A 13925-nucleotide genomic window follows, 5' to 3' on the forward strand; every position below is an offset into this window, starting at 1 on the left:
TGGAAAGCCGTGCATAGAGAAGCACTTGAATGCGGGTGGAGATACCGGGGGGTGCCACGCGAACGGGGCTAGCGTGCTGAACAGCCGATGGTTTCGAGCCACCGAGTGGAACCAACCACTCAACCGGCACGGGGAGGGAAACTGTGGAGATACAGGTTCTGGGTCCGTTGAGCGCTGACGTCAACGGAGTCTCGATCGTTCCGACCGCGGGCAAGCCGAGGCAGCTCCTCGCGCTGCTCGCCTTCTACTCGGGCCGGGTCATGCCTGTGCCCACCCTCATGGAGGAGATCTGGGGCACGGACCTGCCCCAGAGCGCCATGACGACGATGCAGACGTACATCCTGCAGCTGCGCCGCCGCCTCGGTACCGCCATGGGGCCCGACGCCCCCGGCGCCGCCAAGGAGGTGCTGGCCACCCGACACGGCGGCTATGTGCTGCAGATCCCGCCCGGGAGCATCGACGTGCACCGGTACGAGCAGCTGGTGGCGGCCGGTCAGACGGCTTTCGAGGAAGGCGACGACGCGCGGGCGGCCGAGCTCTTCAGGAACGCTCTGGCCATGTGGCAGGGGCCCGCGCTCGTCGACGTACGGGTCGGCCCGATCCTGGAGATCGAGGTCATGCGGCTCGAGGAGAGCCGTCTGGTCACCGTCGAGCGCCGCATCGACGCCGACCTCCGGCTCGGCCGTCATGCCGAACTCATCGCCGAACTGCTCGATCTGATCGCCCGTCACCCACAGCACGAGGGTCTGCACTCGCAGGCCATGGTGGCGCTCTACCGCTCCGGTCGGCAGGCCACCGCGCTGGACGTCTACCGCCGGCTGCGCAAGCGGCTGATCGAGGACCTGGGGGTGGAGCCCTCGCCGCAGCTGCAGCGGCTGCATCAGGCGATGCTGACCGTCGACCCGGCGCTGGACGTGGTGTGCGGGCCGCGCCCCACCTCCACCTACGATCTGTTCGCGGCCTGATCCCGAGCACGGCTCATCGGGTGTGACGCGGCGTTCGCAGCTCAGGAGGGCGCCGGTGGCGTCGTCGTGGGCCAGGACGTCCTCGACCATTGCGCTCGGGCCGATGGCCGGTGTGGCGTGCCAGGGGTGGGTGGCCACGACCGGCGCGCAGTAGTGGGTGCGCAGGGTGCCGTCGGGGGCGGGTCCACGCGCAGCGTGTTGAACCAGTGGCGCCGGCGTACCGGCTCGGCGTCGGCCATCCGCTCGTGGGCGGCCCGCGACCCCGCCGCGATCGCCGCGCGGCGGGGGAGCGGGGGACGACGGTACGAAGGCCCCGTCCGTGGAGAGCGTCGCGGCGAACTCCTCCGCCCGCAGGTCGTCCAGCAGGGCGACCTGACCGGTGCAGAACTGCTGCACCTGCTGGTAAAGCTCGCCGAACCCCTTTCTGCTGAAGGAGGGTTCGGCGCGGATGAGCGTTTCGGTGGTCATGTGGCCGGGCCTTCGTTCCGTCGTGTGCCCCCGCTCTCCGCAGTACAGATCGAGCACTCTTCGAACATTCCTCAAGAGCTTCGACGGAACGTGAGTTCCGCAGAGCGGTGCACGCGCCGGCCCTGCCGAGCCCCGGAGGAGAACGAGCCGTGCCCGACTTCACGTACCCCGGCCTTCCGGTGGACGGGCTGCCGCGTACGGCAGCGCCATGCGCACCACGGATGAGGCCGCGCCCTTCGGCGGACCGGCTGCCCGGGCCGACCGGATCGCCGCGTATCCGCAGCAGAAGGCCGGCGACCGTCCCGGCGTGCGGGTCGCCGACCGCGTGGTCGCCGGCTGGCCCGACGAGACCCACGGCGATCTCGTCCGGGCGGGCATCGCGCTGTGCGACGACCGCGACCCCCGCGCCCCCCACCAGGTGCTCGACGTCCTCGACCCGGTCGCGGCCCGGGCCGACGAGCACCTCGCGCACTTCGAACGGATCTGCCTGACCGAATCCCTCGACGCCGTGCCGCGCACCCCCACCGGGAAGCCGGCGCGGCGACCGGTGCACCGGCGGCTCAGACAGCAGGCCGCGTGCTGACCTCCCCGACCGACCCGGACATCCCTCTTCCTCAGGAGCAGACCATGGTGACCTTCGTCAACAAGCTGACCGTGCACGGCGACATCGACGCCTTCCTCGCCGTCAAGAGCAAGCTCACCGCCTACATGTCCGCCCAGCCCGGATACGTCAGCCACCTGACCCTCCGCCACGTGGGCGCGCCCAACGTCTTCCTCGAACTCGCCGTGTGGCAGGACGCCGGCACCCACCGGAAGGCCGTGCGCAGCGAGCAGTTCCAGTCACTGGTCAAGGACCTCGACCCGCTGGCCACGCCCGACCCGGGGATGTACGAGATCGTCGAGGAGAGCGTGTGATGCACGACCTCGTCCGACCGCGGGTGATGGTCGTCGGCGCGGGCCCCGTCGGCCACCCCGTCTCCCCGCCCGCCGCCTCCATCCCGGCCCAGGCCCTCGATGTCTGCGGCGGACTGGGCAACCACTGATCCCCGTACTGACTGATCACCACGAAGAGAAGAGGTACCGAAGGTGTCGGCTGAGCAGATGCACCGCACATCACACTCGGTCGAGGTGGACGCCCCGGCCGGAGTCGTCTACGGGCTGATCTCGGACGCGCGGCAGTGGCCGCTGTTCTTCCCGGAGAACGTGCACGTGGAGCGGCTGGAGTTCGACGGCACGAACGAGCGACTGCGGATGTGGGCGACAGCCGACGGCCGGGTCAGGTCGTGGATCTCGGAGCGGGCCCAGGACCCTGGGGCGCGGTGCGTGGAGTTCCGGCAGACACATCCGCAGCTGCCCGTGACGACGATGCGCGGGCTGTGGACCGTCGAGGAGCGGGCGCCCGGGCCCATCCTGCTGACGCTGCGGCACGACTTCGCCGTGCACGGCGACAGCGCGGGCGACGCGGCCTGGGTGGAGCAGGTCGTCGACACCGACTCCAGGGCGCAGCTGGCGAGCCTGCGGTCCCTCGCCGAGCGGTGGAAGCGGTTCGACGACCTCGTGCTGTCCTTCGAGGACGCCGTGCGCGTTCAGGCGTCGGTCGAATCCGTGTACGGCTTTCTCCATCGGGTCGCGGACTGGCCCACGCTGATCCCGCATGTGACGCGGCTGGACCTGACGGAGGACGCCCCCGGGGTGCAGCTGATGTCGATGGATACGCTGACCTCGGGCGGAGCCGTGCACACCACCGAGTCGGTCCGGATCTGTTTCCCGCACGCCGGACGCATCGTCTACAAACAGACCGAGACGCCCGTTCTGATGGAAGCGCACACGGGGGAGTGGAACGTCGTCCCCGACGAGGACGGGGTGACCGCCCTCGCGCAGCACAACGTCGTGCTGCGCGAGGAGGCCGTGGAGCAGGTGCTGGGCGCCGGTGCGGACCTCGACCGGGCCCGCCGCCATGTGCGCGAGGCCCTCGGGCGCAGCTCCACCGCGATACTTCACCTGGCCCGGCAGCACGCGGAGCTGGTGACGCGGGAGGCCTGAGGACTCTCCGGTGTCCGTTCACCGCCCGGCCGACGCCGCCGGGCGGACGCCGGCTGCACGACCGCAAGGACCTCCTCATCAACGCGGCGCGCGCCGACGCCCAGGTCGTCTACGCCCGCACCGACGCCGCGCGCGGGCCGCGCAGCCACTCCGTTTTCCTCCTCGCCCCCGCTCCAGCGCGAACTCCTCGCCGACTCCGACATCCACCCCGGCCACCATGTCGAGCAGCTCACGACGGCCTGGCACGGACCCCTCGACAGTCTGCGCGCCGCCTTCGACGAGGGGCCCGAACCCCCGTTCGTCCCACTGCGGAGCCGCATCCCGACGTCCGCTCACCCGGGAGCCCGTGACCGAGGCCCATCCCGGTGGGTTCGCCGACCGGGTCATCCGCGGCACGGCCCTGTTCCTCGGTGCGGGGAATCGAGGGACAGGACCGGCGCGGCGCCTCGGGATCCGGGGACGGAGGGCCCCTCACCGCTGATCGCCTCCGGGGCGTCGGACCGAGGGGCTGTCGTGGCCCCGTGACACCCACCGTCGGCGGGAGCGCTTGAGGAGGATTTGAAAGATGCTCGATCCGAGCCCCGAAGACTGTCCGTACCGAGTTCGGACTCCTTGGGGTGCCCGGGATCCCCTCGGCGTCCCCTCATCCCAAGGAAACGGACGGAAGCAGAGGCTGAGAGAAATGACCGTCGAGCTGGTGGACACCGCCGAACGCACGCTCCAGAGCCAGAAGTTCGCCGCCCTGTACGCGGAGGTGCAGCAGTTCTACGCGCACCAGATGCAGATCCTGGACGCGCACGACACCGAGCGCTGGACGAGCACCTTCACCGAGGACGCCGTCCTCGAACTGCCTTTCCCGTCCGAGCCGGTGCGTGCCCGCACCGGGCTCGTCCGCTATGTGCGCGCCGGCGCGGCACGACAGCGGAGGGCCGGCAGCCGCCTCAACCACTGGATCGGCATGCTCGACGTACAACCCCAGGCGGACGGGGCGTTACGCACCCGCTGCTCGGCTCTGGCATACGTCGCACCGCGCGGCGGCGGTTCCAAGGTCCTGTATGTGTGTGTCATGGAGGACGTCCTGGTCCGCACCCGCGGGGAGTGGCGCACCGCACACCGCCGGGTGACCCGCGACGACCTGGCCTGAGCGATCGTGCGTACCGGAGCGGACGGTGGCGCCACGACCGGGATCGGCCCCGCCAAGGTGTGCTCCGACGTCCGTGAGGTGGTCGAGGCGACGGACTTCTCCCATCCGCCGGAGCTGGTGACCGGGCACGAAGTACTCGGCGAGTCGCCGGCCCCGGAGCGGCTGTGGCAACTGCTGACCCTGCATCCGTATGCGTATCTCGACTTCACGGTGCAGCAGGAGTCGCTCGTGGTGCTGCCGGCGACCGCGCGGCTGGGCACCGGGCGGGCCGGGGCCGTGGAGATGAGCGAGCGCCAGCCGGACGAGCGGGAGGCGTGCGCGACGCCGACACGTTTTTGGGCGGAGTTCCACGGGTGTCCGAGCGGACGCGGGGACGGACGGCGTCCGGCCGATGACCCGGACGTACCGTGGGTGAGGCCGTGCGCCGAGGCGCGCACCGCGAGCGACGAGAGCACGCACCCCGCACCGGGCGTCCTGGGGACGAGACAGGCGCAAGCCGTCTTCCGTTCCAGCCGTCCCCCCACGCAGCCCAGACCTTTCAGGGCAGGCCGGTGAACGCGGCGAAAACGTCGCCGAGTTCGTGTGTGTGCACGGTGAGTGCCTCGGGTGTGATCGTTGCCGAGTCGAGGACTGCGAGCACGGTCCGCAGGGTTTCGACACCGGCGTCGCCGGAGATCTGGAGCGTGAGCGTCTCCGGATCGCTCCACGCGTCGCCGAGGCCCGGGCCTGCTCCGGCGCCGAAGACGGCGCCGGCACACTCGAGCGTGATCGCATCGGCGAACCGCAGGCGGATGAGAGCGTGGGGCGGATCGTTCCGGGACGCCGACCGTGAACCGAGGTCGCCGGACTCGGGATGGCCGGCCGGTCGGCCCGGCCCGGGCTCCTGGTACGCCGGCAGGGTGCCCGGGCGGGAGCAAGGCGGGACCAGCGTGAGTTCGGGCGCGCCGGAGGAGGGCTCGCAGCCGGTTCCGCATGCGGTGGCACGGGCGGTCTCGTGCCCGGTGGGGTGGTCGCTCTCGTGCAACGCGTCGGCTTCGGCCAGAGCGCTCAGCAGTACGCGCCGGACCTCGGGCGGGAGGGAGCCGGCGAGACGGCGGGCGAGTCCGCGGGCCTCGTCCCCGTCCGTTCCGGCCGCGACGGCCGGTTCGTGTGTCACGGGCACTGCCCTCGCCTTCCCTGATTTTGCCGTTGCAGAGGTTCCGCCCGTCGATCACTCGGGCCGCGCCCGCGCCGTCGCGCACGGCGTGCGGGCGCTCGCGCTGCACCTGGCCGGCCGGGCTCCGCGTCACCTCGCCGCCCGTGATGGACGTGGTGCGAATGGTGTTCGTCGGCCATGGCGTGTCCGCCCGACTCGATGACGACCGTCCGGCCCTGGTGGCGGGCCGGCCACGGCAGGGCGTCGCCGATGGATCGGGCCCTGACCAGGGCGGGGTGCACGCTGACGGTCATGAGAACCTCGCACGCCGGGCGACGAGGCCGCCGACCGGACAGTTGGCGCTCATGGGCACGACTCCTTTGTCGAGGACCCCGGGCACGGGCCGGCCCCCATGACCGGTGGACATGCGCTTGAGTTCGGTATGAAAGCACTTGGCATATCAAGGGCAATGTACCCCGCAGGCCCCCACGGGATTCCCGAAAGGTGGCACGGTCGGGGATGACGATTCGCTTTCCTCTCGAAAGTGAATCGTGGCCGGCTTGAAGCGCGCTTGAATTGGAGTGGATTGATGAGCGGCAACCCGTTCGGCGAAGCCGACGGCCGGTTCTGAGTTCCGGCGAACGAGGAGCTGTGTTCGGCGAGAGGGCCGCGACAAGTGCCTCACGTACGTGGAGGAGCACTGGACCGGTCTGCGGCCGCAGGGCCTGTGGGACGCGACGGACGCCGACACGGTCGCCGCCGACGCCGCGTGAGGCGACCGTGCGCATCCCGGAGCTGCCGCGGGGCGGGGCCCCGGTGCTGTGGTTGCAGCGCCGGGGCCCCACCCCGCGGTGTTGTGCGCCTCACATGGCCGAGGGTGCTTCCTCCAAGAGGCGGGTACGCTCCAGCTCTCGCTCGGTGCGCCGCACCACGATCGAATCAGCGATCTCGCCGCTGCGTACCGCGATGTTCGACAGCAGGGCCGACGACAGGCCGTGGGTGTGCTCGGTTCCGCCCTGGAGGTAGACGCCGCAGGTCAGCCCCGACGCGGAGACGAGGCGGTAGTCGCGTTCCACCCGGTGCCTGCCTGCCGCGTCGCGCAGGAAGTGCTGGTCGAAGTCGCCGAGCAGGTGGGCCGGGTCCAGGCCGTCGTAGCCGCTGGCGAACACCAGTGCGTCGACGGCCAGTTCCTCCGTCCGGTCGTCGAGTCCCGAGCGCAGCACCACCCGCGTTTCGCTCTCGACGCGCTTGACCTCGGCAACCCGGGTGAGGTTGCGGAAGTGCAGCCGCTGGCTGCCGCGCACCTGCTCGTCGTACGAACGTTGGTACAGGGCCCGGATGACGTCGGCGTCGACCACCGAGTAGTTGGTGTTGCGGTGATAGAGCCAGAACGCGTCCCGTCCCTGCTCGGTGCCGAAGTAGTAGTCGTCGACCGCGGCGGGGTCGAACACCTGGTTGGCGAAGGGGGTGTCGTCGGCGACGGAGTAGCCGTAGGACGGGATGACCGCGCAGATCTCGGCGTGCGGCAGCGAGTCGTAGAGGAACTGGGTGATCTCGGCCGCGCTCTGGCCGGCGCCGACCACCGCCACGCTCTTGAGGTCGTCTGGTGCCTGTGCGTTGAACTTACTCAGGAACTCCGAGCTGTGCCATACTCGTTCGTCGGCCGTCACGCCTTCGGGCAGGCGCGGCACCAGGCCCGTCGAGACGACCACGTTGCGTGCGGTGACCACACTGGTGGTGCCGTCGCTGGTGCGCACCTCGACTTCGAGGAGGTCGGGCGTCCGGGCCCCGGCTTCGGTGCCGGGCCGGATCGAGGTGACCTCGGCACCGTAGGTGACTTGGTCACGGAAGCCGGCGGCCGCCCACTCCAGGTACTGATGGAATTCCTGTCGGGTCGGGAAGAAGTCCTGGTTGTTCACGAACTGCACCAGCCGGTTCGAGGAGTGCAGGTAAGAGATGAAGCTGAACCGGGACATCGGGTTCCTGAAGGTCGCCAGGTCCTTGAGGAACGAGATCTGCATGGTCGTCGACGGCAGCAGCATGTTCCGGTGCCAGCCGAACGTGGGCTGCCGTTCGAAGAAATGGGACTTGACCGGATGCTGCGGAGCGCTCGCCCCATGCTCCTCCAGGGCGATCGCGAGCGACAGGTTGGACGGGCCGAACCCGATGCCGACCACGTCGTAGATCTCTTGGTCACGCCTATCCGTTATGCCCATAGAAAATTCTCCCGATTGCGTCTGGAAAGCTCGGCCGGTGGCCCGAGAGATCGTTCTGCAGTGTTACCCGGAGAGCATCTCAAAGGCAACTAGAAGATGACCTGAAGGCCGTTCGAGGGCCTACCTCGCGGCGCTCGACATTCGAAAGCGTTGTCCTGTCGACGGGACGGGGATATGGTCGGCGCGGATTCTTGGAATCTCCGTGTGGCGCGATGTCGATGCCGTATGTGTCCGGAGTAATGCGATCAGTCGTGCCCTGAGCCGGAGCCATGCGATGAATCAATACGGAAAGGTTGAATCCGGATGTTCGTTCCCGACTTCTACCGCGAACCGGACGGTTCGTGGATGGTGGACCTGATCCGTGGTAATCCATTGGCGCTCGCAGTGACCAATGGCAGCCCGGAGGACGGTCCGTTCGCCACGCATCTACCCGTCATCTTCGACCCCGAGACGTCCGGCGACTGGTCCGGCGAGCTGCCGGGCGCCACACTGCTGGGGCACATGAACCGGGCCAATCCGCACTGGGCGGCGCTGGAGACGGGCAGCGTCCTGCTGCTGACGTTCACCGGCCCGCATTCCTACGTGTCGCCCACGGTGTACGAGAAGACTCCGGCCGCCCCGACCTGGAACTTCACCGCGGTGCACGTTCGGGGTGTGGTGGAGAAGATCTCCTCGATCGAGGAGACGCTGGGCGTGGTGCAGTCCACTGTGCGCGCCTTCGAGGGGGCGTTCGGCAACGGCTGGGACATGACCGAGTCCCTCGGCTACTTCCGCAAGATCGTTCCGGCCGTGGGAGCCTTCCGGTTCACGGTGACCGGGGCCGAGGGCATGTTCAAGCTCAGCCAGGAGCAACCGGCCGAGGTGCGCGGGCGGGTACGGGAATCGTTCGGGCAGAGCGCGTGCACGTACAAGCGCGAGACAGCCGAGCTGATGAGCCGGCTGCCGTGACGTTGCGGAGAGCCTCAGCGCCGGGCTGAGCCCGCGCCAGTTCGGCATGCTCGTCACCGCGCTGCGGCGCGAGGGTGCCGAGCCGGTCCGGGTCCTGCTGGTCGCCGCGTACTGGCGCACCAACCTCACCCTGCGCCAACTCACTCCGCTGTCCAGGGTGTTGGATTCGGCCGCCGACCGCATCATCGACCACCTCGGCCCGGCGCCCGAGCTCCGGCCCCGCAAACGGTTCCGCAAGGACACCGTGCTGATCGTGGACGGAATCCTGGCCCCCGCCCGCGACCACACGGTGGCCGAGCAGTCGAAGAACCACCGGTACCCCACCAACCACCAGGTCGTCACCGGCGCCGGCACCCGCCTGGTCGTCGACGCCCTGGACATGGCCGCCGGCCTGGGCTGTCCGGAAGCCGGCCGCATCATCCGCACCGACCGCGGACCGGAGTACACCTCTACCCACTTCCGTGCCAGGCTGGTCGAGTCGGGGCCACGGCAGAGCACGGGCAGGACCGGGGTCCGCTCGGCCTCGCGGCGATCGACCTGCCGGCCCGGATACGCGTCCTGCTGCTGGACGGGGAGCAGGCCACCGCCGAGCCGAAGAAGCTCCGCCACCGGCTGCTGCACGTCGCCGCCCGCCTTCACCCGCGGCGGGCCGGCGCCCGCGCTCGCGGACAGCGGCGGCCTGGCCCTGGCGACACGAACCGGCCACGCCCCAAAAGACCTCGGAGGACCCGACCCCCGCGTCGGGCCTTCGCCGTGTCCACACAACGGAACCACGCCGCCCACCCGGCAGCAGACGATCAGCGGCCTCTCATCGTCCCAACCGAAACCCGGGGCTAGGCGCTGATGGCCACCGGCCTGATCCGCTCGGGGAGGCTCCCGGGCCGGGTGCTCTCCTCGGGGACGCCCGCAGCCGGCGCGGCCAGGCTCTTGACGCGCTTGAGCCCGGGGACCTCCGCGCACTCCGCCGGCTTGCCGGGGTCCTTCAGGGCGCTCGCGGCCGCGCTGTCCAGCGTGCTCATCACCCACTGCTCGAAGTCGACGCCCAGTTGCTCCGCGGCCTTGTGCCACCACTGGAAACGGCTGCCGGGAACCTCCAGGCGGCGGCTCGGCTCGGCGGGAGTGCACGGCTGCTGCGCGCCCCGGCGCGCGGCACGGATGGCACCGCGCAACTGCTTGGTGGTCCACTGCCCCTGCTCGGCGCGGTCGAGCCAGAGGTCCTGTTCCTCGACCGGCATGGAGGCCAGCTCGGCGTGGTGCTGGAAGCTCAGGGCGGGCCGCCGCCGCGCGAGGTCGAAGCGCCGTGAGACCCACGCGTAGTTGCGCAGGGTCTGGTACGACAGGCCGGCGGCACGTATTCCGCGCTGGTACCGGTCGGTGTAGTGGTCCTTGCCGTACACGAGCCAGTCGCCCAGCCACCAGGAGGACGAGTCGAGGACGTCGGCGAGCTGCCGCCCGGCCCGCTCCCACTCGTCGTAGGCCATCCCGGTCGGCATCTGCAGGCCCACCTTGGTTGTCAGCACCTGGCCCCGGCGCAGCGTGGCCCCCGCAGTGCGCGGCTGCCGTGGCGGACGCTGCGGGAGAGCCGTTGTCGAGCCGCCACGCGACTCCGCGGTCTGACCGGCCTGACGGGGCATCATGCCTCCATGAGAAGGGTGCATACAACTGGCTAGAAGTCTCGCCCGGCGGGCTGGAGCGACGCTCGAACGTTTGCACGGCAAACGTCTCTGTGGCAGGGCGCCGACCGTCCGGCAGGCGATCGTCCAGGTGACCGACCGGATCGTTGTCCCGTCGGCGGGACGACACGCGACCGCTGATCTCGGCCGGAATTCACTGCTGCGGCACGGCTCTGTTTCCAGAGCCGTCGGCCCGGCGGCGACACCGGCGACGTGGAGTTCTTCGAAGGCGGGGAAGCGGAGGCATTCACCCTGGCGGTGCGGCTCGACAGCACCACGGGCTGCCGCTGTCGCAGACCGACCAGACGTCCGTGGCGCAGCGGATCTCGCGGACGCGCCCGTACTGGTCGGACCGTCGCCGACGCCGGGCGCGCGGCCGGCACCGCCGCTCAGACGATCGCCGCCGCCCGGGGCGTCACTGCGGGAGACAACCGAGCAGACGGACATCGCCACGGCCACCGCCAAGGACGTGCGGGACCACGTACGTCAGGGAAGGACCCGCATCCGTCCGAGCGGCAGCCGGTGAAGGCGGGTTCGGCCGCGCCCGGGGCTCTCCCGCGGGCGGTCGGCGACGTGCACCTCCGCGGCCGCCATCGGGCCGCTCCTGCCGGACATGCGCAGGGACTCCTCCCCGCGCACGGAGGCGACCGGATGCTGCCGCAGACGCCGAGTGTCCGCTTGATCGGAGGCGAGGCGAAGGCTCCGGCTCGCACGGAGCGTGCCCGGACATCGCGCGGACGTTCTCTCCCTTTCCCCGTGCGTGTTCCCCGTGCGTGGCTGCGCGGGCGCCGGTCAGGCCACCGTCAGCGCCTCCTCGAGGGTCTCGGCGAGGGTCTCGGACAGGGCCGCCCGGAAGCCGTCGACGAAGACATCCACCTCACGGTCCGACACGGTCAGCGGCGGGGCGAGCCGGATGACGTCCGGCGTCACCGCGTTCACCAGCAGGCCCTTGTCCTGGGCCGTCTGCTGTACGCGCGCCGCGATCTCCCGCTCAAGCACGACGCCCCACAGCAGTCCGGCGCCGCGGACTTCGCGCACCAGCGGGTGGCCCAGGGCCTCCAGACCGCGCCGCAGCCGCTCCCCTGCCCGGGGCACGTGGTCGAGCAGGCTCGCCCGCTCGATGGTGTCCAGCACGGCGAGGGCGGCCGCGCACACCACGGGGTTCCCGCTGAAGGTGGAGCCGTGTGCACCGGGCGTGAGCAGTTCCGCGGCCGGACCGAAGGCGAGCGTCGCGCCGACGGGCAGACCGCCGCCCAGGCCCTTGGCGAGGGTGACGACGTCCGCCTCGACGCCTTCGGCCTCGGCCGCGAACCAGCGCCCCGTGCGTCCGATGCCGGTCTGGATCTCGTCCAGGACGAGGAGGGTGCCGGTCGCCGCGGTGATCTCGCGGGCGGCCGGCAGATAGCCGGGCGGCGGCACGACCACGCCGTTCTCCCCCTGGATGGGCTCCAGCATCACGAGCGCGGTGTGCGGGGTGACGGCGGCGCGCAAGGCCTCGACGTCCCCGTACGGCACGTGGCTGACGTCACCCGGCAGCGGCTGGAAGGGGCGCTGCTTGGCGGGCTGGCCGGTGAGGGCCAGGGCCCCCATGGTGCGGCCGTGAAAGCCGCCGGTGGCCGCCACCATGTGCGTGCGCCCGGTGAGCCTGGCGATCTTGAAGGCCGCCTCGTTGGCCTCTGCGCCGGAGTTGGAGAAGTAGACCCGGCCCGGGCGCCCGGCGAGCTGCAGCAGGCGCTCGGCGAGACGCACGGTCGGTTCGGCGATGAACAGGTTCGAGACGTGTCCGAGCGAGGCGACCTGCTCACAGACGGCCCGGACGACCGCGGGATGCGCGTGGCCGAGCGCGTTGACCGCGATGCCACCGACGAAGTCGAGGTACTCGTTGCCCTCCGCGTCCCGGACCCGGGTGCCCCGGCCCTGGACCAGAGGCAGCCGGGGGGTGCCGAAGTTGTCCATCATGACGCCCTGCCAGCGGCGGGTCAGCGCCCCGTTGTCCGCCCCGGTGACGTCCGCGCCGTCGCTCATGCCGTCGCTCCCTCGGAGTTGACGTCGTCGTCCGGCACGACCACCGTGCCGACGCCCTTGTCGGTGAGGATCTGCAGCAGGATGGAGTGCTTGACCCGGCCGTCGACGACGCGGGCACTGCGCACCCCGTTGTTCACGGCGTGCAGGCAGCCCTCCATCTTGGGGATCATTCCGGAGGCCAGCTCGGGCAGCAGCTCGGCCAGTTCGCCGGCGGTCAGGCGGGAGATCACCTCGTCGCTGTGCGGCCAGTTCCTGTACAGACCCCCGACGTCGGTCAGGATCAACAGCATCTCGGCGCCGAGCGCGGCAGCGAGGGCCGCGGCCGCGGTGTCGGCGTTGACATTGAACACGCCGCCCTCGGCGGCGTCCTTCTCGTCTTCGGGCCGGGCGATGGAGGAGATGACCGGAATGCGTCCGTTGTCGATGAGGTCCTGCACGATCCCGGCGTCGATGCGGGCGACCTCGCCGACGCGGCCGATGTCCACGGACTTGCCGTCCTTCTGCGCGTAGCGCTTGACGGCGGTCATCAGGCGGGCGTCCTCACCCGTCAGACCCACCGCGTGCGGGCCGTGCGCGTTGAGCAGCCCGACCAGCTCGCGCTGCACCTTCCCGGCGAGGACCATGCGTACGACGTCCATGGTCTCGTCGGTGGTGACCCGCAGGCCGCTCTCGAACCGGGACTCCATGCCCAGGCGCTCGAGCTGTGCGCTGATCTGCGGGCCGCCGCCGTGCACCACGACGGGGTTCAGGCCCGCGTGCCGCAGATGGAGGATGTCCATGGCGAAGGCCGCCTTCAGGTCGTCGTCGACCATGGCGTTGCCGCCGAGCTTGATGACGACGGTCTTGCCGTGGTGGCGCGCCGTCCCGGGCAGCGCCTCGACGAGGGGGCGGGCCTCGGGCGGGGCCGCGCTCTCGTCGGGGCGGCCGGGACCGGACGGGTCAGGAGACGGTGAAGTGCTCATGAGGAGTACTCGCTGTTCTCGTGGACGTAGTCGGCGGTGAGGTCGTTGGTCCAGATGACGGCGGAGTCCGTGCCCGCGGCGAGGTCCACGGTGATCCGGACCTCGCGACCGGTCATGTCGACCTTGTCGCGGTCCTCGCCGACACCGCCGTTCTTGCACACCCAGACGCCGTTGATGGCGACGTCGAGTTCGTCGGGTTCGAAGGCGGCCTTCGTGGTGCCGATCGCGGACAGCACCCGGCCCCAGTTGGGGTCCTCGCCGTGGACGGCGCACTTGAGGAGGTTGTTGCGGGCGATGGAGCGGCCCACCTCGACGGCGTCGTCCTCGGTCGCGGCGCCCACCACCT

General features: G+C 70.6%; 14 protein-coding genes and 1 pseudogene. 9 read left to right on the top strand and 6 right to left on the bottom strand.

The genetic code is table 11. The features are described 5' to 3' along the window. Positions 1–143: 143 nt before the first annotated feature. The 7 genes from DIZ27_RS25930 to DIZ27_RS25960 all read left to right on the top strand — a co-directional run bounded on the left by DIZ27_RS25930 (position 144) and on the right by DIZ27_RS25960 (position 5175). Positions 144–965 (top strand): AfsR/SARP family transcriptional regulator, encoded by an 822-nt coding sequence (locus tag DIZ27_RS25930; protein WP_109380863.1) that lies wholly within the window; start codon positions 144–146, stop codon positions 963–965. A 676-nt stretch (positions 966–1641) separates the two neighbouring features. Continuing rightward, on the top strand, positions 1642–2016 hold the full coding sequence (locus DIZ27_RS25935) for a hypothetical protein (protein ID WP_109380864.1): 375 nt from the start codon (positions 1642–1644) through the stop codon (positions 2014–2016). Beyond that, positions 2010–2348 carry an antibiotic biosynthesis monooxygenase gene (locus tag DIZ27_RS25940; protein WP_146228989.1) on the top strand — a complete coding sequence of 113 codons (339 nt, stop codon included), beginning with the start codon at positions 2010–2012 and terminating at the stop codon, positions 2346–2348. The genes DIZ27_RS25935 and DIZ27_RS25940 overlap by 7 nt, the downstream gene beginning before the upstream one ends. Further along, a complete protein-coding gene (locus tag DIZ27_RS25945; protein WP_258308546.1) occupies positions 2348–2476 on the top strand; it encodes a hypothetical protein in 129 nt (42 codons plus the stop codon). The genes DIZ27_RS25940 and DIZ27_RS25945 overlap by 1 nt, the downstream gene beginning before the upstream one ends. A 58-nt stretch (positions 2477–2534) precedes the next feature. Next, positions 2535–3476 carry an aromatase/cyclase gene (locus DIZ27_RS25950; RefSeq protein WP_181383696.1) on the top strand — a complete coding sequence of 314 codons (942 nt, stop codon included), beginning with the start codon at positions 2535–2537 and terminating at the stop codon, positions 3474–3476. Positions 3477–4158: 682 nt separating this feature from the next. After that, a complete protein-coding gene (locus DIZ27_RS25955; RefSeq protein ID WP_109380867.1) occupies positions 4159–4620 on the top strand; it encodes a nuclear transport factor 2 family protein in 462 nt (153 codons plus the stop codon). Between the two features lie 6 nt (positions 4621–4626). Beyond that, positions 4627–5175, top strand: coding sequence for a hypothetical protein (locus DIZ27_RS25960; RefSeq protein WP_109380868.1), 549 nt, complete (start codon positions 4627–4629; stop codon positions 5173–5175). On the opposite strand, the gene DIZ27_RS25965 is transcribed toward DIZ27_RS25960, so the two are convergent. Then, the gene (locus tag DIZ27_RS25965) at positions 5159–5776 is read right to left on the bottom strand and encodes a hypothetical protein (protein ID WP_146228990.1); all 618 of its coding nucleotides are present in this window, start codon (positions 5774–5776) and stop codon (positions 5159–5161) included. The two genes, DIZ27_RS25960 and DIZ27_RS25965, sit on opposite strands and share 17 nt — an antisense overlap. Before the next feature lie 842 nt (positions 5777–6618). Then, complete coding sequence (locus DIZ27_RS25975) at positions 6619–7971, bottom strand: lysine N(6)-hydroxylase/L-ornithine N(5)-oxygenase family protein (RefSeq protein ID WP_109380870.1); 1353 nt, start codon at positions 7969–7971, stop codon at positions 6619–6621. 303 nt (positions 7972–8274) lie between these two features. On the opposite strand from DIZ27_RS25975, the gene DIZ27_RS25980 reads away from it, so the two are divergent. Beyond that, positions 8275–8919: an FMN-binding negative transcriptional regulator gene (locus DIZ27_RS25980; protein WP_109380871.1), complete on the top strand. Its 645-nt coding sequence runs from the start codon at positions 8275–8277 to the stop codon at positions 8917–8919. A gap of 25 nt (positions 8920–8944) precedes the next feature. Further along, positions 8945–9286: pseudogene (locus tag DIZ27_RS25985) on the top strand (IS5/IS1182 family transposase); the annotation flags it as partial. Positions 9287–9752: 466 nt separating this feature from the next. Here DIZ27_RS25985 and DIZ27_RS45910 read toward each other — a convergent pair. The 4 genes from DIZ27_RS45910 to DIZ27_RS26005 form a co-directional block, all read right to left on the bottom strand. Beyond that, positions 9753–10439: an LmbU family transcriptional regulator gene (locus tag DIZ27_RS45910; RefSeq protein WP_219933647.1), complete on the bottom strand. Its 687-nt coding sequence runs from the start codon at positions 10437–10439 to the stop codon at positions 9753–9755. A gap of 945 nt (positions 10440–11384) precedes the next feature. Next, complete coding sequence (locus tag DIZ27_RS25995; protein ID WP_109380872.1) at positions 11385–12617, bottom strand: acetylornithine transaminase; 1233 nt, start codon at positions 12615–12617, stop codon at positions 11385–11387. Next, on the bottom strand, positions 12614–13579 hold the full coding sequence (argB, locus tag DIZ27_RS26000; protein ID WP_109380873.1) for an acetylglutamate kinase: 966 nt from the start codon (positions 13577–13579) through the stop codon (positions 12614–12616). Before argB ends, DIZ27_RS25995 begins: the two co-directional genes overlap by 4 nt. Continuing rightward, positions 13576–13925, bottom strand: a 350-nt coding sequence (locus DIZ27_RS26005; protein WP_181383697.1) for a bifunctional ornithine acetyltransferase/N-acetylglutamate synthase, incomplete at its 5' end; no start/stop codon positions are given. The genes DIZ27_RS26005 and argB, both read right to left, overlap by 4 nt.

It is taken from the genome of Streptomyces sp. NWU339 (genome assembly GCF_003143855.1).
In the GTDB taxonomy this organism is placed as follows: Bacteria; Actinomycetota; Actinomycetes; order Streptomycetales; family Streptomycetaceae; genus Streptomyces.

Coding starts and splice junctions, on each gene's coding strand:
- DIZ27_RS25980 (WP_109380871.1), top strand. CDS start 8,275: ATGTTCGTTCCCGACTTCTACCGCGAACCGGACGGTTCGTGGATGGTG.
- DIZ27_RS25935 (WP_109380864.1), top strand. CDS start 1,642: ATGCGCACCACGGATGAGGCCGCGCCCTTCGGCGGACCGGCTGCCCGG.
- DIZ27_RS25945 (WP_258308546.1), top strand. CDS start 2,348: ATGCACGACCTCGTCCGACCGCGGGTGATGGTCGTCGGCGCGGGCCCC.
- DIZ27_RS25955 (WP_109380867.1), top strand. CDS start 4,159: ATGACCGTCGAGCTGGTGGACACCGCCGAACGCACGCTCCAGAGCCAG.
- argB (WP_109380873.1), bottom strand. CDS start 13,579: ATGAGCACTTCACCGTCTCCTGACCCGTCCGGTCCCGGCCGCCCCGAC.
- DIZ27_RS25975 (WP_109380870.1), bottom strand. CDS start 7,971: ATGGGCATAACGGATAGGCGTGACCAAGAGATCTACGACGTGGTCGGC.
- DIZ27_RS25950 (WP_181383696.1), top strand. CDS start 2,535: ATGCACCGCACATCACACTCGGTCGAGGTGGACGCCCCGGCCGGAGTC.
- DIZ27_RS25995 (WP_109380872.1), bottom strand. CDS start 12,617: ATGAGCGACGGCGCGGACGTCACCGGGGCGGACAACGGGGCGCTGACC.